General features: G+C 45.2%; 16 protein-coding genes and 2 pseudogenes. 11 read left to right on the plus strand and 7 right to left on the minus strand.

Features of this window, described 5'->3' with window-relative positions; translation table 11 throughout:
* Positions 1-99 precede the first annotated feature (99 nt).
* The 7 genes from KJS52_RS22600 (at position 100) to KJS52_RS22630 (ending at position 9,439) form a co-directional block, all read left to right on the plus strand.
* Positions 100-1,143, plus strand: a complete 1,044-nt coding sequence (locus KJS52_RS22600; RefSeq protein ID WP_213519567.1) for an AAA family ATPase — start codon at positions 100-102, stop codon at positions 1,141-1,143.
* Complete coding sequence (locus KJS52_RS22605) at positions 1,140-2,786, plus strand: DUF58 domain-containing protein (protein WP_213519568.1); 1,647 nt, start codon at positions 1,140-1,142, stop codon at positions 2,784-2,786. The genes KJS52_RS22600 and KJS52_RS22605 overlap by 4 nt, the downstream gene beginning before the upstream one ends.
* Positions 2,770-5,382 (plus strand): transglutaminase-like domain-containing protein, encoded by a 2,613-nt coding sequence (locus tag KJS52_RS22610; RefSeq protein WP_213519569.1) that lies wholly within the window; start codon positions 2,770-2,772, stop codon positions 5,380-5,382. The genes KJS52_RS22605 and KJS52_RS22610 overlap by 17 nt, the downstream gene beginning before the upstream one ends.
* A gap of 170 nt (positions 5,383-5,552) precedes the next feature.
* Positions 5,553-7,091, plus strand: a complete 1,539-nt coding sequence (gene guaA, locus KJS52_RS22615; protein ID WP_213519570.1) for a glutamine-hydrolyzing GMP synthase — start codon at positions 5,553-5,555, stop codon at positions 7,089-7,091.
* 304 nt (positions 7,092-7,395) lie between these two features.
* Positions 7,396-8,184 carry a MerR family transcriptional regulator gene (locus KJS52_RS22620; RefSeq protein WP_213519571.1) on the plus strand — a complete coding sequence of 263 codons (789 nt, stop codon included), beginning with the start codon at positions 7,396-7,398 and terminating at the stop codon, positions 8,182-8,184.
* Positions 8,181-8,660 (plus strand): hypothetical protein, encoded by a 480-nt coding sequence (locus tag KJS52_RS22625; protein ID WP_213519572.1) that lies wholly within the window; start codon positions 8,181-8,183, stop codon positions 8,658-8,660. The genes KJS52_RS22620 and KJS52_RS22625 overlap by 4 nt, the downstream gene beginning before the upstream one ends.
* A 305-nt stretch (positions 8,661-8,965) precedes the next feature.
* On the plus strand, positions 8,966-9,439 hold the full coding sequence (locus KJS52_RS22630) for a GAP family protein (RefSeq protein ID WP_281425693.1): 474 nt from the start codon (positions 8,966-8,968) through the stop codon (positions 9,437-9,439).
* A gap of 54 nt (positions 9,440-9,493) precedes the next feature.
* Here the strand turns inward: KJS52_RS22630 and KJS52_RS22635 are convergent, their stop codons facing one another.
* On the minus strand, positions 9,494-10,660 hold the full coding sequence (locus tag KJS52_RS22635; RefSeq protein ID WP_213519574.1) for an MFS transporter: 1,167 nt from the start codon (positions 10,658-10,660) through the stop codon (positions 9,494-9,496).
* Positions 10,661-10,761: 101 nt separating this feature from the next.
* On the opposite strand from KJS52_RS22635, the gene KJS52_RS22640 reads away from it, so the two are divergent.
* Entirely contained in the window at positions 10,762-11,631 is an 870-nt protein-coding gene (locus tag KJS52_RS22640; RefSeq protein WP_213519575.1) for a LysR family transcriptional regulator, read from the plus strand.
* Between the two features lie 105 nt (positions 11,632-11,736).
* Here KJS52_RS22640 and KJS52_RS22645 read toward each other — a convergent pair whose 3' ends face one another.
* The 6 genes and pseudogenes from KJS52_RS22645 to KJS52_RS27550 form a co-directional block, all read right to left on the minus strand.
* Positions 11,737-12,753 (minus strand): aminoglycoside phosphotransferase family protein, encoded by a 1,017-nt coding sequence (locus KJS52_RS22645; RefSeq protein ID WP_213519576.1) that lies wholly within the window; start codon positions 12,751-12,753, stop codon positions 11,737-11,739.
* 378 nt (positions 12,754-13,131) lie between these two features.
* Positions 13,132-13,884 (minus strand): CPBP family intramembrane glutamic endopeptidase, encoded by a 753-nt coding sequence (locus KJS52_RS22650; protein ID WP_213519577.1) that lies wholly within the window; start codon positions 13,882-13,884, stop codon positions 13,132-13,134.
* A 6-nt stretch (positions 13,885-13,890) separates the two neighbouring features.
* Positions 13,891-14,415 carry a PadR family transcriptional regulator gene (locus KJS52_RS22655; RefSeq protein ID WP_213519578.1) on the minus strand — a complete coding sequence of 175 codons (525 nt, stop codon included), beginning with the start codon at positions 14,413-14,415 and terminating at the stop codon, positions 13,891-13,893.
* 195 nt (positions 14,416-14,610) lie between these two features.
* Positions 14,611-15,297 (minus strand): helix-turn-helix domain-containing protein, encoded by a 687-nt coding sequence (locus tag KJS52_RS22660; protein WP_213519579.1) that lies wholly within the window; start codon positions 15,295-15,297, stop codon positions 14,611-14,613.
* 37 nt (positions 15,298-15,334) lie between these two features.
* Positions 15,335-16,240: pseudogene (locus tag KJS52_RS27545) on the minus strand (pectate lyase family protein); the annotation flags it as partial.
* Positions 16,241-16,327: 87 nt separating this feature from the next.
* Positions 16,328-16,840, minus strand: a pseudogene (locus KJS52_RS27550) (RICIN domain-containing protein); the annotation flags it as partial.
* Positions 16,841-17,278: 438 nt separating this feature from the next.
* On the opposite strand from KJS52_RS27550, the gene KJS52_RS22670 reads away from it, so the two are divergent.
* The 3 genes from KJS52_RS22670 to KJS52_RS22680 all read left to right on the plus strand — a co-directional run bounded on the left by KJS52_RS22670 (position 17,279) and on the right by KJS52_RS22680 (position 21,448).
* A complete protein-coding gene (locus KJS52_RS22670) occupies positions 17,279-18,292 on the plus strand; it encodes a glycoside hydrolase family 130 protein (protein WP_213519581.1) in 1,014 nt (337 codons plus the stop codon).
* Positions 18,293-18,631: 339 nt separating this feature from the next.
* On the plus strand, positions 18,632-19,939 hold the full coding sequence (locus tag KJS52_RS22675) for an ABC transporter substrate-binding protein (protein WP_246563881.1): 1,308 nt from the start codon (positions 18,632-18,634) through the stop codon (positions 19,937-19,939).
* Between the two features lie 636 nt (positions 19,940-20,575).
* On the plus strand, positions 20,576-21,448 hold the full coding sequence (locus KJS52_RS22680) for a carbohydrate ABC transporter permease (RefSeq protein WP_213519582.1): 873 nt from the start codon (positions 20,576-20,578) through the stop codon (positions 21,446-21,448).
* Positions 21,449-21,459: the final 11 nt, after the last annotated feature.

Consider the following 21,459-nt stretch of genomic DNA (forward strand, 5'->3'; position numbering starts at 1 on the left):
TAAAAGATTAAGAGATTGGCGATACTAGAGTAAGAAATGATAGGTCCTGCTACCAAGTCTGTTATACATCATGAAACGAATAGATTTAGGAGGTTTTTTATGAATATTCCCTCTTCTAGTATCCAATTTTCCGATACGGTTTTTCAATCTGGCCAATCAAGCAAAGCGGATTCCTTTACTTGGGCACAGCCGCCAGAGGTGCTTCTGCAGCGCTTTGAAGCAAGGCTTTCGCAGCAATTGCTTGGCAAGCGGGCGGTTGTTCACCATGTGATCACCTGTTTGCTTGCAGGCGGACATTTGCTAATCGAGGATGTGCCGGGCGTAGGAAAAACACTGCTTGCTACCTCAATTGCCAAATTGCTTGGCGGAACGTTTCATCGCATTCAATTTACGTCGGATCTGATGCCTGCTGACATTATTGGCGGGATGGTGCTTGATGCACAGGGCAGAGGGCTCGTTTACCGTGAAGGCCCGATTATGGCTAACGTAGTGCTCGCAGATGAGCTGAATCGCGCCAGCTCGCGTACGCAGTCAGCGCTGCTGGAGGCGCTGGAGCATGGCAGTGTCAGCATTGAAGGGGTAACACATGCGCTGCCCGAGCCATTTATATTTGTCGCAACGCAAAATCCGCTGCGCTATGAAGGGACGAATCGTCTGCTTGAGGCGCAGCTTGACCGCTTTATGATGCAGATTAGCATCGGCTACCCTGATCTGGAGGCGGAGCGGGAGCTGCTCGCGCAATTTGCTTCGCAATCCAGACCGCAGGCCGAGCTTTTGCGAGCGGTTATTTCGCATGATGAATGGCTGCATATGCAAGCGGAGGTGCAGCAGGTTTATGTGCATCCATCGCTGCTTGCTTACATGACGGATGTTGCAGCAGCGTCCAGGCAAGACGAAGCATTAACGCTTGGCTTGAGTCCGCGTGCCTTGCGGGATTGGCTGCGGGCCGCGCAAGCGAGCGCCTATAAACAGGGCAGAGGCTTTATTGTGCCTGATGACTTGCTGCAGCTAGGCGGAGCCGTACTGGCCCATCGGATTGAGCTTAACGGCTACCCGCAAACAGAAGGCATGAAGCTGGGCTATATTGCTGATCTGCTGCAGCGAATCCCGATGTCGCCGCGCGCAAAGGGGAGAGTACAATGAGCAAACGTTCAATTAAACGCTCCTCATCCAGGAGGCAGGCTGCTCGCACGCCGCAGCCGCCTCAAACGGATGCAGTGCTTTTCTCGCAGCAGCCTGCGGGTGAGCAGCAGTCTCCGGGCGAGCAGCAGCAAGTGGAACAGCCGAAAGCCAACAAGCATGAAGCGATGACTTTCTCGCAGCAGCCCGTAGACGAGCAACAAGGGAAGCTGTCCAATAGCGATAACAGCCAAGAAACGGCTGATCGGCTAGAAATGGCGGATCAGCCTGCTTCGACTCTACATAGTGCACGTACAGCGCCGGTAGGCAAGGTTGTTGAGCTGGAGCCAAGCTATCGCACGAGATATGTTGCGTGGGCTGGCATCGTCGTGCTGTGGCTTGCCTCGCTGGCAGCCGTTGTGCTACGCGGAGATGCGCCTGAATGGCTGCTGCTGACGACGCTGACGCTTGTCTTCATTAGCAGCGGGCTGTTTCCGCTGCTTGCTGCGTATCGTCTGCGATACGAGCGGAGTTTATCGGCTGCAACGATTGAGCAGGGAGAGCTGTATATTGCGATTAAGCTACAGCGCAGCCTGCCGCTGCCGAGCGTTTGGTACTCCATTTATGATCAATTGCATAATACAAGCACGATGCGCGGGCAACGGATTACGCTGAAGGCGGGCTTTATGCCTCTATTTCATAAATCGATGTCGCTAACCTATCGCATTCAAAATATCGAGCGCGGCAGCTATGAAGCCAAGCCTGCCATGATTCGTGTCGGCGATTGGCTTGGGCTTACATGTATAACGGTGCAGCGAGAGCTGGCAGCGTCGTTTATCGTGCTTCCGCAATTTCAAGAGCCTGAGGAAGACAGCTATGTTGCGCGCAATACGAGCAGCATTTGGATGAAGCATATGACGAATGCCGGCAAGCAAGACCAGACCTTGCAGCATAGAAGCAAACTGCGGCAAAAGCGCGATGCGGAATTTGGCAGCAGCAGCCTGCAGGAGGAAGGGAATGGCCTCGCTACAAGGCCCTACGCAGCAGGAGACAGCTATCGTCGAATCGATAGTCGCGCAGCAGCCAGAGGGATGGGATTGCATACGAGATTGGCGCAGCAGGATGATACGGCACCAAAGCTGTGCATGCTGCTGGACCAGTATGATTTGCCTTATCAGGATGCGCAGCAGGATCAGCTGTTTGATTCCATGGTTAACTGGTGTCTGGCAGATACAATCAAGGCGGGGGAAGAGCAAAATGTTTCGGTATTAAGCGATAACTGGAGCTTTGAATACGGCGGGCAGCGGCATGCAGCAGAGCTGAAATATTTGCTTGCGCTGACACGCCCTGATGTGACTACTCATTTGAAGGAAAGAGTGCAGTTTTTGGCGCCGCTGCTGCCGGACGGCGGTCATGTCGTTGTTTATTCAGGTGCCTGGAAGGATAGCGAAGGCTGGCTTGCGCTAGCTGAGGCGGCGTGGCTGAAGGGAAGCAGCCTGGAGCTGCAATTCGTTACGACTAATCGGGTTATGACCTACGCTATGCGCGAGCAGCAGAAGGTGCTGGAAGCCGCGGGCATTCAGCTAGTATGGCGATACAGCTATGTTAAGCCCGCCTCTATCATCGAAGTAGAGAAAGGGAGTGAGCGCTATGCATCAGGCACATGATGAACAGGAGCCTGCTTTTGTTTACCGACTCATGACAACGCTGCTGCTGCTCGGTCTGCTGGTGGAATGGCTAATTCCTTGGGTGCATGCGGGAGAATGGAGCCAGCTGCTGCAGCCGAAGCCGTTAATATGGATGACTGTAGTGATGCTCGCACTTGGCTTGACAAGGCCGCGTCTGCTCTGGTTTATCGCTGCCGGCGTTATCGTTGGGCTGGTGGCGATGTTTCTCGTATATCGCGGAGAAGGTCAAACGATCGGTCAGTATTTGCTCGAGCTCGTCCCTTCATTGGGCCGCAACTTCAACGATATGCTGAAATTCGGCATTTGGTACATGTCCGATGAATTCCGTACGCTGCTGTTGTTTACGGGCTGGCTGCTGCTTGCTCCCGCTTTGCAGTCGATGGTGTGGTACTATCAGCTATCCTTGTCGCTGGTGGCGGCTACCATCATGTATCTTATCGTTTTGCATTTATCGCTTGGCTTTAACGTCTGGCTGGGCCTGCTGCGCGTCATTGGCGAAGGCTTGCTGCTTATTGCGGTTGCCACGCTGCTTAAGCTGCAGCGTTACCAGTTTGCCTTAGGCGGGGCCGGACGCTATCGCTATCAAATTGCCAGTGTTTTGGTGCTGTCTGTCGCAATTGTTGCTGGCGGCATGCTGGCCAGTGACAGCAAGGAAAAGCGAAGCGAGCCGATTGCCTGGACGGAGCTGTTTTCTGATTCGGTTACAGAAGAACTTGTTGCCTGGAGTCAGCAGGCAAGCGGCATTCCGCTAAAAAATGTAACCAGCAGCAACTACAGCGGCTCATCGGTCGCAGTATCCGGCTATGACAGTGATGACAGCGAGCTTGGACAAACGCTTCGGCCGTCCAATGAAGTCGTATTTTACGGCTGGTCGCCGCAGCCAGGCTATTGGCGCGCCGAGACGAAAGCGACTTATACGGGCAAAGGCTGGGGTGATCAGGGCGGAGCAGTCACGCTGCATAAAATCGCAGACGGAGCAGAGTCCGCAGCAGCAGAGCTGGGCAGTAAGGGCAAGCGGGAGCAAATCGAGCAAAAGGTTGCCTTCATCGAGCCGATTGCCGGCATGCCGCTGCTTCAGTCAGGCACGAAGGGTGTTGTACTGGAGCTGCAAGCAAGCAATCCAGAGCGCGAGCTAAGCAGCTACATTACTGAGCCCGCTACAGGAGCGCTGTACCCGCCTGTAACAGATGCCGCGATTAAAAGCTATACAGTATTGACCGAGCTGCCTGTGAGTGATCCAGCGGTCTTGAATGAGCTCGCGGAGCGGGATGAGGAGCTGGCCCAGCGTGCCTGGGAAAGTGATATGCTGCAGCCTTATTTGCAGCTGCCTGAGCAGCTGCCTGAACGGGTAGCTGCGCTCGCTGCAGAGGTGTCCGGCGGCGGCTGGACGAGCCGTTACGATCAAGTTAAAGCGATTGAGCAATATTTGAAGGAAAACTATACATACAGCCTGAAAAGCAAAATGCCGGGTGAAAATGAAGACTTTGTCGATCATTTTTTGTTTGAGCAGCAGAAGGGCTACTGTGTACATTTTGCAACAGCGATGGTCGTCATGCTTCGTTCGCAAGAAATTCCGGCTCGCTGGGTGAAAGGGTACCAGACCGGCGAAGCAGTCGGAGAGCAAACCAATGCAGCCGGGATTGTTGAGACGCAGTATAAGGTAAGGGAGCAGGACGCCCACGCCTGGGTTGAGGTTTATTTCCCGGAAGCAGGCTGGGTTCCGTTCGATCCGACTCCTGCGGCAGCTGAGCAGCAGACTTCTGCTTGGCTAGGTGATCTGGATCAGCTGGGCGGAGACATTTGGGGTGAATTAAAGCGTTGGAGCGCGTTATTGTCTACAAAGCAGTGGCAGTGGTTAGCTGTAGCAGCAGCTGCAGCCGTCGGCGCTCTGCTGGCAGTTGCTACGGGCTGGTCGGCGCTTAGACGCCGCATGTACCTGAGCAGGTACGCCCGTGCGTATAAGCAGCTTAAACAGGATGAGCAGCTGCTGCAGCTATCCTGCAGCTTTCCGTCGCGCAACAAAAAGCGTTTAGCTGTGCAAAGGCTGGCAAGAGACAGGCAGCCTCATCTCCAGCAGCGTTTGCAGCATGCTATGGAAGGTCTTGTCGATCAGAAGCTAAGCTCGCTTGAGCGAAAGGCCGCTGTAAAGCAAAAGGTGAAGCAGCCGAATAAGCAAACTACGGCGATGAAACAAACAGCGAAGCAGGCGATGAAGCAAACAGCGAAGCAGACGGTGAAGCAAACGATGGAGCAACCAGTGAAGCGAACGGGGCTGACATGGCGGCAGCGGATTGAAGCAGTCTCTGCATGCAGCACAGATCAAGTGCAACGCGAGCAGCTTGCCGCACTGCTTTCATCACTTGAGCAAATGCAGTACAGCATGAGCATGACGGCGCCTGCTCCAGATGAGCTAAGGCAGCAGCTGCTAGCCTTGCGGCCCGGCCGCTTGCTCGGCATGCGATTGCCGCTGCGGCTGCGGAGCAGTAAAGCACGAACGCTTGCCAGCCAAAGCTCGGCATCTGTGTCTCTAGCCGGCAGCGAGCAGGAGACAGGTTTTGTGACTGAGCGAAAGTAAGGACATTTGCCTGGTTTCGGCAAATAATGGAACTAAATGATGCTGGACGTCGTGTTATTTGCGATTATTCGTCAAATAGCGCGACGTTTTTGCGTAGAAGTTTGCAACCACCTTGACTACGCCGAAGCGGTATAGATATAATTATCACATTAATTATGGGAGGCTCGGTCATGACGAAGCAAAACGAAATTATCGTTGTTCTCGATTTTGGAGGACAATACAACCAATTGATTGCAAGACGTATTCGTGATTTAGGGGTATATAGTGAGCTATTGCCTTACAACACCTCTGTTGAACGCATTCGCGAATTAAATCCGAAGGGCATCGTATTTTCGGGCGGTCCTGCAAGCGTATATGAAGAAAATTCTCCGCTTGTTGATCCAGCGGTATACGATTTGAATATTCCAATTTTAGGGATTTGCTACGGCATGCAAATGATGTCGCATCAGCTTAACGGCAAGGTTGAACGTGCTGGCAAGCGCGAGTACGGCAAAGCGGATGTTACCTTTATAGAAGGCAGCTTGATTGCAACTGGCCTGGAAAGCTCGCAAACGGTTTGGATGAGCCATAGCGACCTTGTTATTGAGCCGCCCACAGGCTTTAAAGTTGATGCAAGCACGGAGCATGCGCCAATTGCAGCGATGAGCGATGATGCACGCCGCTTTTATGCCGTGCAATTCCATCCTGAGGTTCGCCACTCTGTAAAAGGCAACGAAATGATTTACAACTTCCTGTACAATATTTGCAAATGCGAAGGCAATTGGACGATGGAAAGCTTTATCGAGGACACAATCGCCGACATTCGCAAGCAAGTAGGCAACGAAAAGGTGCTTTGCGCGCTTTCTGGCGGCGTAGATTCCTCTGTCGTTGCAATTTTGCTGCATAAAGCAATTGGCGATCAATTGACCTGTATGTTTATCGATCACGGCTTGCTGCGCAAGGGTGAAGCGGAAAGCGTAATGGAAACCTTCGTTGGCAAATTCGATATGAAGGTTGTGAAAATCGACGCACAGGAGCGTTTCTTGAGCAAGCTGAAAGGTGTCGACGACCCTGAGCAGAAGCGCAAAATTATCGGCAACGAATTTATCTACGTATTTGACGAGGAATCCTCGAAATTCGATGATTTCAAATTCCTTGCGCAAGGCACGCTATATACCGATATCGTCGAAAGCGGTACGGCAACTGCGCAAACAATCAAGTCGCATCATAACGTAGGCGGTTTGCCTGAAGATATGAAATTCGAGCTGGTTGAGCCGCTTAAAGCACTATTCAAGGATGAAGTGCGCAAAGTAGGCGAAGAATGCGGCCTGCCAAGCGAAATCGTATGGCGTCAGCCATTCCCGGGACCTGGTCTGGCCATTCGCGTGCTGGGCGAGGTAACAGAGGACAAGCTGAAGATCGTTCGCGACTCCGACTACATTCTGCGTGAGGAAATTGCCAAGGCTGGCCTTGACCGTGAAATTTGGCAATATTTCACCGCACTGCCGAATATGAAATCCGTCGGCGTAATGGGCGATGCGCGTACGTACTCCTACACTGTAGGCATCCGTGCTGTAACCTCGATCGACGGCATGACTGCCGACTGGGCGCGTATTCCGTGGGACGTGCTGGAGAAAATTTCTGTGCGTATCGTTAACGAGGTAGACAACGTCAACCGCGTTGTGTATGACATTACGTCCAAGCCGCCTGCGACAATTGAGTGGGAATAAATTGGAGAAGAGTTAGAAACCCTTGATATATGAGGGCTTCTAACTCTTTTTTGTTTATTGCACATTTTGAATACTTGTTTCGTAAATAGCTTGAGCATACTGATTTTTAGAAGATGCTTTTTTAATATGACGATATCATTACTCTAAAATTATCCCTAAGTTGTGTAAATACTTCTTAGGGATTTTTTCTAGAAGAAAAACTGTTACCTAAAAGTATGTTGCTATATGATAGCTTTAAAAATAAATTGCTTTACAATAACGTATACGTCATTGTTTATAATAATTTTAAGGGAAGGAACAACAAATGAAGATATTGATTGGAGAATTAGCGAAAAAAACAAATATCAGTAAAAGAACACTTTACCACTATGAACAGATTGGCTTGTTAAAACCTACAGAAACGAGAGAAAATCGTTATCGTTACTATGACGAGAATGCCTTATTTCGCCTTCAAAAAATTTTATTGCTAAAATCAATTGGCTATACATTAGAACAAATAAAACAACTATTATCACAAAATCAAAATGATATTGAAGAAAATAAAAACTGGATAACTTCATTAAATGAACAAATAGAGCTGATCGAGAAGGAAAAGGAAGAATTGAACCGCAAACAATATTACCTTAGGTCAACCGTTCATGCCATTCAGCTCAAAGGAAGAATTGAGGCAAAAGAAATTTTTCAAGTTATTCAAGCATTAGAAAATCGTTCTCTTGTAGAAGGAGTAATCCCCGCCCATTTCGGTGATGATTTATCATTAAATTCTAAGGAAAAAGAGATACTTAACCATTTACCCGTTTTTGGAAGTGATGATAAGCGGCTTGAGGATATTATTGCTATTTATCAACAAATACGAGGAATTATGCATCAATCCCCTTATTCTTTAGAAGCACAAGAGATTGCAGGTAAATTATATCAAAAATCACTTGAACTATTTGATAATGATGAAGATTTATTAGATAAATATTGGGAAATGATTCGAGTACAGGAAGATGGTGAACCAGTTATTGTGGGAATGGATTCAGATTTTATAGATTATGTTGATAAAATGATGGACTATTTTTTAAAGCAAAGGAGTGAAGAAGAAAGATGAAGTTCAGTCGGCTAAGTTTTTTTATGCTTTTCTTTGCTGTGATGTTAATTATGCTATCGGGCTGCGGAGTAATAAAGAGCACGTATGAAGGTGTGTCTGAAGGACTGTTTAGAAATGAAAAGACAGGCGAGAATGCAGAAGAACAATCCGAAGAAGAAACCAATGAAATTACTGTAGAGATTATTATTGAAAGTGATGGTGATTCAGTAAATAACCTTGAAGTAGAAATAAATAGTCGTAAGAATCCACAAAGTGTTTATTTTGATTCTATTGAAGTTCCTTACAGAGAAGAATTCACTGTTTCTTCAGATATGATGTTTCCTCTTACTTCTACCCGAGCACGGGCAAGCGTGGGTGATGGCAGTCAGGTAAGCTGCACCATCCTATATAACGGAGAAGAAGTAGCCACGCATCAATCAAAAGGAGATGCAGGAAGAGCTTACTGTGAAAAACTTACGGGACCAAGGGGACTATAGGAGCTTTATTTTTCATTTATAAAAGAGAGGAGTCAACTATTAGTGACATTCTTAACATTTACTTCTAGCCTTGTCGTGCTCGCTTTAATTGATTCTATGAGTTTCGGTACACTACTGATACCCGTTTGGTTATTAATGACTTCTCGTCGCGTTCGAGTAGATAGATTTTTAATCTACTTATTAACCGTAGTAGGACTTTACTTTCTATTTGGTTTGATAATCATGTTTAGTGCTGATCTATTTCTGAACAGATATGGCTCATTACTTGAATCAAAACAGATGTTAATTGGACAATTTATTTAGGGATTCTCTTACTGATTATTAGCCAGTTAATGGATTCAAAAAAAGCCCGTCTTCGAGCTTCTGAGCGTGCAGCACAAGGTGGTGGTCGAATTTTAAATTGGCGACAACGCATTATGGGAGGCAAAGATTCCAATAAAAGTGCTCTAATCACGTTGGTTGGACTTGCATTGACTGCTGTGGTGTTAGAAATCGCAACAATGCTCCCCTATTTAGCAGCAATTGGCCTAATTACAGTTGAAAGTCCTTCATGGTCAATTTCTAGTTTTATGCTCTTAGGTTACTGTATTATAATGATACTTCCTGCACTTTTACTATTGGTAGGTCGGCTTGTTGCTCATAAAACACTAGAACCAATACTCATTAGGCTGGATAAATGGTTAACTAAAAATGCACAGAGTATGACAGCTTGGATTATTGGTATCGTTGGATTTTTATTAGCTGCTAATGCTATTTATGCTCTAGATTGGTTTAACTAATTTAATAAGATAAAAGGTAAAGGAGATCCAACGAATATAAAGTTAATGTCCTTGCTATGACAGTACATCTGAGCTTTTGTTTAAGTAGAAGGAATATCTGATAAACACAAGGGCAAGTATGACGGATAGTCCGCCAATCCAGCTTAAATTACCTATATCCGTATATTGAATCAGGATTCCTCCTAGTGCAGAGCCCAGCATCATTCCTACATTCATTAAGGCTGTATTAAAGCTGAGTACAGTTTCGGACGATTGTGGTTTTAGTGAAATTAAATAAAATTGCTTGGCTGGCGTAGTGGTCCAGGCTGCGACTCCCCAAAAGGCTAGCGTAATAAAAACACCAACGGCTGAGTACTGTGTAAATGCCAGGACAAATAAAGAAATGATATGCACACATAAGCTTATAGCTATCGTTCGAGCAGGTCCCCATTTATCTGCCGCATATCCCCCAAAGCGAGAGCCAATAAAAGCAAAAACACCTAATACAAACAATGCGATACTAGTCATCTCTATGGAAAAGCCTGCGGCTTGACTTAGCAATGGAGAGATGTAAGCAAACACCATGGTATATCCTAAGATCCAAAAAATCGTAGTTGCTAATCCAGTAAGGATGCGTTTATCTTTGACAATACGAAGCTGTTGCTTGAACGGCAAAGCTTGATTCCCTTGTATGTTTGGTAATATTCGATAAAGTGCTGCGAGAAGCAGAACTGTGAAGAGAGCGATAATTAAAAAAATGTAATGCCAATTTAGATAGCCAGCTAAAAATGTCCCGATCGGCACTCCAAGTACTAGTGAGACAGTAAATCCCGTAATAACAGTTGCCATGGCACTGCCTCTTTTTTCTGGTGCTGCGATTTGAGCAGCGTAATTCGTTGCAACTACAATATATAATCCTCCACTCATTGCCATGATAACTCGCGATAGCATAAGGAAAATATAATCGTAACTAAGAAATGCGACAAGGTTGCCCAAAATAAAAGCAAACACAGCATACAAAAGCACTTTCTTACGATCAAACCTGGACGTTAACATAACTAATGCCAGTGCCCCTATGGCATAGGATAAAGAATAGATCGTTATTAACTGTCCAGCAGCCGAAATAGATATGCCTAGATCAAAAGCTATCAATTCCAATATTCCTGAAACAACAAATTCTGCCGTTCCAGTTACAAAGGACCCTAAAGCTAAAAGTATAATGATTAGTTGATTGTTTTTCATATTGCACATCTCCTTACATTTGAAAACATTGCTTTCATTTTAAGTCGCGTGTTAACATAAGTAAAATTGATGTTTTTAATAAGGGAGATGAGTAATTACTCATGAGCATCGCTCGCTTTGAAGTTATTGCCAAAGTAGTCGAGCTAAAAAGCTTTACAGAAACTGCAGAGCAGTTAAATATGACTCAATCAGCAGTGAGTCATGCAGTTGCGAGCTTAGAGTCTGAATGGGGTGTCTCCTTATTGATTCGTGATCGCAAAAAAGGCATTAAACTAACGGAGATCGGACAAAAAGTACTGCCGCATATTAGAGAAGTATTAATACAAGTCGAAGCAATAAACCAGGAAATTGCCTTAGCGACAAATCTGGAAGCAGGAATGATTCGTATCGGCACGTTTGCAAGCGCGTCTTCCTGTTTATTGCCTAAGCTGCTGGCAAAATTTCAGAAAAAACATCCTAAAATAGAGTTTAAGTTTTACGAAGGAACGTATGAGGAGATTACGGAATGGGTAAGCTCAGGAATCATTGACATCGGGTTTGTTGTAAAAGGAAAATCAAATCCAGAATTTGAATTAGTGCCTCTTATTAAAGACAACATGGTCGTAGCTTATCATCCACAACATCGCTTCCAGTCGAAAGCAATAGTCGATATGGCAGAGCTAATAAACGAGCCATTTATTATGCCAGCCGGGATGTATCAATCACATGTAATGGAATTGTTCGAGGAAGCACAGATCAAACCAGCGATTCTTTTTGAAGTGCACGACTGTACAACCATTGCCAATATGGTGCAGGAAGGGCTTGGCGTTACGATTGGTCCAGAGCTGTTTTTAAAGACTCAGTCCAATCTAAAGCTTAGCCAGCTTAATCTTAACAATAGCCGAGAAGTTGCACTCGCTTGTCGCTCCATTGCGAATGCTTCTCCTGCTGTGAAGGAATTTCTTCATGTTGCCAAAGAAGTTTTTGCCTGAATGAAAGAACTCCGAAACCGTTAAATGCAACGGGATTTCGGAGTTCTTTGTTTAACGCTACCTATAATGCTCGAGCAGCTTATTCATATAAGCACGAGGGTAAGGTCAGCCCTGCGCTCGGCTGGTACCGATCTCATAGATTTTTTGCAGCGTCTGGAGACACTGTGTCTTTTCTTCATCGTCCTCTGCGTGGATATACCACTCTACAAGTCTGTATCCAAATGTGAGTGGGATCATCTCGTAGATGCAAGGATCGGTGATATGGGATACATCCGCATGCTCCGAAAACCCTCTATAATACGCGGAAACGCAACGCTGGTAGTACTCGACCATGTGGTCGATATCTGCTTCATCGGCAATCAGGCTTGCAAGATCCTCGCCAAGGTAGCCCCATCCGCTAGTATCCCAGTCGATAAGGAAGATTTTTTCATCGGCGTGAATGATATTGGTTACCCAGAAGTCCCGGTGGCATAGCACGAGCGGCAATTTTTCGATTCGTTTGAATATGTCGTCTGCATGCTCATCGATGTCAGTGAGCATTTCTCGCACATGCTTCGGGAATTCGCAGTCCTCTGAGCGTAAATAATTGTAAACCAATGGCCATGACCGGTAATGGAGATACGTATTTTTCATGAACTCGGCTTGGCTTAGATTGCTCAAACGCTGCAGTACGGCTGGCTGCTCTGCATAGAGCCTGCCTTGGTATCGTCCTAGCTCCAGTGCGGCTTGTTCATACATGTCACCAGTTAAGTCTAAACCGGATACGCCGTCGATATATTCCAGCCATAGCTGGAGTTCATTTTCATCGTCATTGATTTCGGCGTGATAGCATGTCGGCCAGCGCAAAGCATCTGAGAACGTTGCTCCAAAATCAGACGTATAGAGATCGTACTCCCTGCGCCATGAACCAGGATCGCCGTAACGCTCCCATTTCTTCTGGATTTTTAAAACGATACGGTACGGCAACGTTTCCCCATTAGCGGTGTTAGCATTCCCTGTTACCAAGTATACACTTCCCACAGTCCCGCCATGTAACGGTACAGTTTCGCAATCGGCGGAGATTATTTCCGTATTGAATAGCTGGCTTAACGCAAAATTTAGCGTTTCGATTTTAATATTCATGTTTGTTAGCTCCTTATTATGTTGTTTTTGGACGCAAAAAGCCGCGGACAAGCAGCCTCTAAAGAAGCTGCTGTCGCGCGGCATCAGGCCATAAATTAGATACGACCTTCATCGTATCCCGCAAACAGCAATATTCACGAAAGGTTACTTTGGACGGCACACCAAATAATACGGGCGTTTTCCCGCTTTTTTGATGTATGCCTTCTGTTCAGTTTTAAGGCAAAACCACCATATACTTCATTGCCATTAAAAACCTCTCCCTTCGTGTAAGGAACTTGCTTATTGCTAAGCTACTATAGCTTAACATATTTTAGAAAATATATCCATATCAAGTATCATCTAAAATTCATGTTGTAATGTATCAATTAATGTATCAAGTTATGAAACAATCTGAGCAGATTCTTTGAGGACAGAATAATTGCGCGGCGAGAGCAACAGCCATATGAGCTGAGCAACGAGTATAGCAAGCACGATATAATCGTATAGATGGGTGCTTGGTGTATTGCCGGTAAAGTTAATAAAGTTGTGCAAGCCGTGGAACAAAATTGTTAGCTGAATAGCACGATTTTTAGCAACGAGCAAAGCAAGTACAAAACCAACCAGAAATGCATATACAATTTGCAGCAGCGTATCCTCCAAGGATTGACCGCCTAGCGCTTGAAGCGCATGGGTAACACCAAATAGTACGCTGGATAAAATAACAGCATACATTTTTCCTTTCTGAATAAGTGCCCGCAGCATCATTCCTCGGAACAGCGTTTCTTCAACAAACCCGACCAGTAAAAGCTGAGAAAGCAGCAAATAGACAAAATAAGCAGGTGGCTGAGACTGGAAGCCCTGGTTTCCAACTAGCAGTACGATCAGGATCAGCAGCAAAGGAAAATAATCGAGCCATTGCTTTGCTGTCAGCTCGCGAAGATTGCTGAAAAAGAAGCTCTGCCATCTCTTTTTAATAGAAAGATAAATTAATAAAAATAACGCAATTGGAACAAAGCCCAGAAATGGTGCAAGTGGATGCGTCAATTCTGCGATTGACACATATGCACTGCCTCCTGCTACAAAAATAATTAAAGCCAGCTCGATCAAAATCAACAGCAGATAAGGACGTTTTACATGGTAGTTGTCTGTCATCGTATACTAAAACTCCTCTTTGTTCATAATTTGTTTAAGCCATTCGTTTTCCATTTGAAAAAATTTCAAGCCGTAGTACATTGTCGAGACGCGATAGTAGTACTGATCCTTGTTTTCCAGCTGCTCAAGCTCTTGAGATACGATAGCCTGGACAGCATCCATTTGCTCCATTTGACGAGTGATGCTGTATTGATAGTCCTTTAGATTGCGTAGTCGCGTTTCTTCATCCAAATAGTCATAAAAAAATATTTTGACCATATACTCTCGCCTTGATGCCTTGAGCGGCTCAGCCAGCCATTTTATGAAATGCTGCTGACCTTTCTCAGTAACGGCATACAGCTTTTTATTTTTACTATCGTTCGTTTCTTCCTCGAAAACATAGCCGTCCTTTACTAATCTTTTTAAGGCAGGATAGAGGCTGCCATAGCTCATTTTGTAAAATATACCGATTGTCTGCTCTGTAATTTTTTTTATATCGTAGCCGCTCATTTTTTCTTGCATAAGCATTCCGAGTATAACGAGGTCGATCATTATTAATGCTCCTTTCAAAAATGCATCGAATTGATATATCGAGTTGATATATAAAATTTAGCCGATTCATTCATTTCTGTCAATGTCAATTTTAAATAAACGACAGCCTCCCTTCCAAGTTGATGAAGGGAGGCTGTTTTGCTGTTTAGTCATCAGGAGCTGCTTTTTGTATGGAAGACAGTAGTACGCTTGATTTTAGTTGCTGCGCTGTCTTTTGCGGTATTGTCCTGGTGTCATACCTTGCAGCCGTTTAAAGTTACGTATAAATGTGTTGACGTTCTCATATCCGCATTCAACGGCAATTTCTTTAACGGTTAAGCGCGGATCGTCCAGCAACTCCATTGATTTGCCTACTCTTAACCGAGCTATTAGCTCTGTGTAGCTGATGCCAAGCTCCTGCTTGATCACCGTGCTCAAATAGTTTGGATGCAGTCCCATGCGCGATGCGAGCAAATGTAGCGTTATAGGCTCTACATACGAGTGCTCCACGGTATTCATTATTAGGCTTGCCGTGCGGCCGCTATAAGTCGGCTTGCTCTCAAAAACGCGCTGCAAACGGTCCGCTGCTTTGAAGCTGAAGTCTGCCGCTCGCAGGTTGTCCGCTAGATTTGGAGCCTTATGAGCTGATGGTGATGTAGCGTCAGTTGCTGTTGGCATGCTGTAAGCTTTCACTGATGCAGCGTCAGCTGCCGCTAGCATGTTGTGAGTCAAAATTGGCGTATTGTCTGCTGTCGTTAGCATCTTATCCGCTGTTTTGTGTACAGTGCTTGCATCCTCAGGAGGTTTGCCTTGTGGTGGTGGAGCGCTTGTTCCCCTATTGCGAGCGAAGCTTGTCTGAACATAGAATGCAAGCGCCATGAAGGTATCCTTCCACTTCCACATCTGAGCGCCTCCTTCGCCTGCAGATTCACACATCAACTCATGGATTTACTTTGCCTACGCCAGCATACTGTGTAACGATCGACTTGACCTGATCGACATGATCAAGTGAATACGAATAAGGCGGATTGTAGGTCGTAGTTGAAGTAGTTGGCATGCTTCCAGAGCTATTGACAAATTTGTTGTTGACGACATGCCAGTAGCCGTCCTGGCTGCTGTAGGCCGACAATATTGGATTGCTGGAGTTTTCGAAATGATTATGCTCGATTCTCAGCTTTGCTCCCATTCGTGAATTAATGCCGGAATCAATAATGTTGTTATAGTAGTTATTGAATAAATGCCCTTGACCGAACCTGAACAAAGGTAAGCGAGAGTTAACATTCTCCCAGCGGTTGTGATGATACGTAATTTTGCGGTTATGGTTGTCGCTGTCTGAGCTGCCAACGAGCGAGGTTTTCCAGCTGTCATGGAAATAGTTCCATGAAATCGTAATATAGTCAGCGTTGCTCTTCACATCCAGCAAGCCATCATAATAATCCTTGTCGACATTAAGGCTGTTGTACAGCTCGTTGTGGTCGATCCAGATGTTGCTGGATGGCCCTTCAATGCTGATTGCATCCTTGTCGCCGATATTGACATGATGAATCTTCAGGTTGCGAATAACGATATTGTTTGCACGCCAAATTTTAATGCCGATGCCGTCGAATTCTCCATTGGTGCCTTGGCCGACGATTGAAACATCATTCACGTCCTTAATGTCGATTTTGCTTGCAGAGGTGTTGGAAGGTGTAATTTTGCCGTTGACGATAATTTTAAGCGGAGTATTGCTCGACTTGTTTTTCAAGGCGTTTATAATTTGGTTGCCCGTTGTTACGACGACCGTCGTCCCGCCTTCGCCGCCGGTTGTACCGCCGTTAAGCGTTGCAAAGCCCTTCATGCTAAAGTCAGGCGTTCCTGAACCAGGGGTTCCGGGAGTTCCGGGAGTTCCAGGATTACCAGGATTTCCAGGATTGCCGCCGGATTGGCCGACCTCGACAATTTGCCATAGCTGTTTGTCTGAGCCATCATACGTATTTTGTACGATCAGGGCGCCAGGGGTTTGCGAGCCTTGGCTTACCTCCAGTACCTTGTTGCTATTTTTGTTGGTCAGCTTGTAAAATCCGCCGCCGACAGATTCAATCTTCCAATCATGCGCTTGGCTGCTGCGTGAACGCATCTGCACAATCTGGGCACCGTTTTCCTTGGACTTGTCCTTGACGTAGACAAGCTTTCCGCTATGGCGGCTGATCAATTGACTGTAGCCGCTCCCGGCATCGACAATTTGCCATTGCTGTACGGCCAAATCATTGCGTGTAAATTGAGCAAGCGGGGCATCGTCGCCTGTTGCCCATTCAAAGACATCAAGCGCCTGTCCACTGTTTTTGTTGAGCAGCACATACGATTTTGAGGTATCAAAGGCTGCGCTTGCATGTTGGGCTGGAGCTATAAATACAACAGACAAAACCATCGCAAATGCGAGCAGAATAGAACTAATGCGCTTCATCATTAATCACTCCTGAATCTGTAAATTTACAGTAGAAGGTTTTCTCCTCAACCCCAATGTTTCGGTGTCGCTGCACCCATCCCTCCCTTCAAATTTGGAAGCGTTATCAATTTTGGCAACCAAAGTAAAATACTTCCAAATAGATTACCGCCAATATAGCACACGTCCGGCATAACGTCGATAATCATTAGAAAACATTTCATCAAATCTGAGAATATGAAGATTTTGCAAGTGTAAAAATGTGTTAGTTATTTGTTATTTATATGTTACTATTCATTACATTAATTTTCCTTATTTTGAAAATCCACAAAATGTAAGCGATTAAAAATCAAATTTGCTATAAAATTGGATGTAATCGAAGTTTTTTCGGATATAAATGATAGGATCTGCGTTATATAATGTAACCCAGAAGTCAATTACATCTTGTCAGGAGGTTCACGAATGCAAATAACGAGACACCCCCAGAATCCGATTGTAGTGCCTGGCTTGTTTGAATGGCGCAAAGCGACAGTGTTTAATCCTGCCGTCATTATCGAGAATGGGAAGTTTTACATGATTGAGCGCACAGCGGGTTCTCTGACACCTTGCAAAAACTATTTAGGTCTGCTGGAAAGTGAGGACGGCGTCAACTTTACCCATGTGAAGGATGAGCCGATCGTAACGCCAGATATGCTGGGCTTTCCTTACGGAAGTGTGCAGGACCCGCGCATCGTTAAAATAGACGATACGTTCTATCTTAATTATGCGCTTCGCCCTTGCGCCATGAATTATTATCCGACCGGAACGGGACTGCCGGAACGCTCGATCCCTCAATATCCTGACGGCTGGGGAGATGATCCACAGCATTGGCTGACTCGCTCGGGGATTTTGACATCCAAGGATTTGCTGAATTGGGAGTACCTTTGCGATACGACGCCTTTGGAGATTAATGATCGCGACAACATTTTGTTCCCGGAAAAAATTAATAATAAATATGTTCTCCTGCGCCGCCCTGAGGAGTATGTCGGACCTGAATATGGCACAGAGAAAGCAGCGATGTGGATTACCTATTCGGATGATCTGATTCATTGGGAAGAGCCTAAGTTGCTTGCTAAAGCTGGTCCAGAGCCATGGGAGCAGAAAAAAATCGGAGGCTCAACTCCACCAGTTAAAACGGATAAAGGCTGGCTGGTCTTGTATCACGGCGTTGATTACGATAGTGTGTACCGTGTTGGCGCGCTTCTGCTTGATCTTGAAAATCCGGAAAAAATTATCGCCAGAACGAACAATTTCATTATGGAGCCAGAGCCTTACTATGAAAAGTTCGGCTACCAAGTTCCTAATGTTATTTTCCCAACTGGAAATGTTGTGAAAGATGGCTTGCTCTACATTTACTACGGAGTAACAGATACAGCGATTGCGCTTGCTACAGTTCCATTGGATGAGCTAGTTGATTACGTACTTGCAGGAAATTAAGTTTTCAACAAGCGATGATGTCAGATTGCGTGATGTTTTTGTTAAAACTACACACAATCTGACGCTCGAAAATATCAAAGCGCTGTCATTTAGCTGAAATGAAAACGCTTCCGAATGGTTGGCTATAGTTATGGAAAACCTTATAACCTGAAGCGAATTCAATATTATGTAATGTAATATGACATTAAATTTAGTGAAATCTTAAAAATACAGATATAATCATGAATTATTCGGATATTTTTTACTGGAGTGGAAGATTATCATGGAAATATGACATGAGATTATATATTTTGTGTCAGATTTTATATCATTAAACTTTATGAGGGAGAGTGGGTTTAAATGAAGAAATGGACACGTCTTACATTTGCAATGGTTATGGCTACAGTAATGATTGTAGTTGCAGCATGCGGCAATCAAAAGGAAAATAACGAGGGCGCAAATAATACAGGAGGTGCTTCGCAGGAAGAAACGATTACGCTAACGATGATGCACCCTTGGACATCGCCTAACGTGGATAATGAAGTTTATAAAGCTCGTATCGCTGCCTTTGAAGCACAGTTCCCGCATATTAAAATTCAACAGGATGGTGTAGCAGCAGCGCAATATAAAACAAAGCTGTTCACATTGGCTACTGCAAACAATTTGGCTGATATTAACGTTACATGGCCTGGTGCGGACCTTGAGCCGCTAGTTAAAGGCGACTTGCTTATGCCGCTAAACGATTATATGGACAATTGGAATGGTCTTGTTCTTGAAGATTCTCTGGTCGGTTATAATGCAGACGGCAATCAGCTGGCAATTCCAACAAAACGCAACTTTGTAGACATTATTTATTACAACAAAGAATATCTCGCACAAGTAGGATATAACGAATTCCCGACGACCTACGAAGACTTTATTGACATGATCAAGAAGCTGAAGGAAGCAGGCATTACACCAATCTCCTTGGGCAACAAAGAAAAATGGCCTCTTCAATCGTCCTACATGTCCATTATCGGACAACGCTTTGCTGGAGAGGACTTCCTTAACAAAGTAATGGCTGGTGAAGCTCAACTGACTGATCCGCAATATGTGAAAGCTATTGCAGTCATTGATGAATTGACTAAGCTGGAAGCATTTAACGTAGATGCTAACAATATGGACTCTGTACAAGCGCAAGACTATTTGATCCAAGGTAAAGCTGCTATGCATATTTCATCCGCTACTGTTGATGGACGTATTCGTACGAACAACGAAGAAGGCGATAAATTTGGAATCGCATTGTTCCCGAGCGTGCCTGGAGGCTTAGGTGATCCTAAAATGTCCGCTGGCGTATCTCAGTTCGGTATTTCAATCAAAAATGGTCTCGATGAGAAGAAACAAGCTGCAGCACTTGAGTTCATCAAGTTCTTTGTAAGCGAGGAACTGTATACAGATTTAGCTAAGGCTGGCATTCTGGTTCCTGCAAATGTAGAAATGGGTGATGACATTAGTCCGTACCTGAAAGAAATGTACGAGCTAACCAGCCATGGCACTGCTCCGGTATTTGATGCTGTCATTAATACTCAGGCAGCAAAAGAATTTGAAAACGGCCTGCAAGCTATTACAGTAGGTAGAGGTACTGCTGAGGAGGTTGCCCAAGATACGCAAGCATTGATCGGCAAATAATAAGAGGTAGTTCAAAAAACACGACTTTGATGACGATGTAACTTCTCTGTGGCTGATTCGACGGCGAATCTTGAACGCTAGCGAAAATTTCGGTGCTCACGTAGTAAGTACCTACGCTGCGCTCCTCATTTTCTACTAGCGTCCAAGCTTCTTGGTCCTGAAAGCCGAGCTTTTTGAACACTTATTTAAAGAGGAAGTTTAAAAGCTGGACTTTGATGACGATGCTTAGCATTGTAGCATAGTCGACGTCGAATCTTGAACGCTAGCGAAGGGTTATGCTTTCCTACGGAAACATTTTAGGTGCTCACGTAGCTTGTGCCTACGCTGCGCTCCTCCTTTTCTACTAGCGTCCATCTTCTTGGTCCTGCACTCAAAAAAAGCTACAGCGGAGGAGCAAAGCATCCGAAAAACGAAGTGTGCCGCCTTTAACATCGTAATGCTACCATAAAAATTAAAATGAGTAAGCATTACGATTTAAAAAGCGGCTGGAGGATGCTTTGCTCCGGAGCGCTGATTTAAAAAGCGACTGGAGGATGCTTTGCTCCGTACCGCTGACTGGAGGATGCTTTGCTCCATAGCGCTGAATTGAAATTTATTTGATGAAAAAAAATCTTTACGCTTGGAGGAGGATGCCTGATGCATACATTAAGAAAGACCAAGCTGGCCATTTTTGTGGGGCTGCTCCCCTCGCTAATTATTTATATTGGCGTTGCCATTGTTCCAATCATTCTTTCCTTGTACTATTCTTTTTTTAATTGGGATGGCATTTCCGCCAAAGTATTTATTGGCTTGGATAATTTCAGTGAAATATTTAAAGATGATATTTTTTGGCTTTCTGTAAAAAATAATGTCATCATTATGCTCACTGGTCTAATAGGGCAACTGCCGCTCGGGCTTTTGCTTGCACTGCTGCTTAATCGCGGGTTAAAAGGAAATGGATTTTTCAGAACAATCGGTTTCCTGCCAGTCGTTATTTCTTCCGTAATGGTATCGCTTATTTGGGGAATGATTTATAACACGGAATATGGGTTTCTCAACAGCATTTTAGGCGTGCTTGGCCTGGAAAGCTGGCAGCGCAATTGGCTTGGTGATCCCGATTGGTCGATGCTATCGATCAGCGTAGCATATATTTGGCAGAACTGTGGCTTGTACATGATTATTTTTCTAGCCGCTTTGCAAAACATATCTAGTGAAGTGAATGAAGCGGCAGAGCTGGACGGGGCTACAGGATTGAGAAAGGTATTCCTGATTACGATTCCGATTATCCGTCCTACGATTCTGTTCACAGTCATTTTCAGCATCAGTAATTCCTTCCGTGTATTTGACTTAATTCAAATTTTGACTGGCGGAGGACCTGCTCACCAGACTGAGGTTATGACAATTTATATGTACAATAATGCTTTCATGAGCAGACAATTCGGCTACGGAAGCGCGGTTTCTATTCTGATTCTAATATTCAGTCTTATCGTTGTCATGATCGCAAACAGAGTCGGCAAGGAAAAGAATTAGAAAGGAACTGA

The organism is Paenibacillus montaniterrae, assembly GCF_018403185.1.
In the GTDB taxonomy this organism is placed as follows: Bacteria; Bacillota; Bacilli; order Paenibacillales; family Paenibacillaceae; genus Pristimantibacillus; species Pristimantibacillus montaniterrae.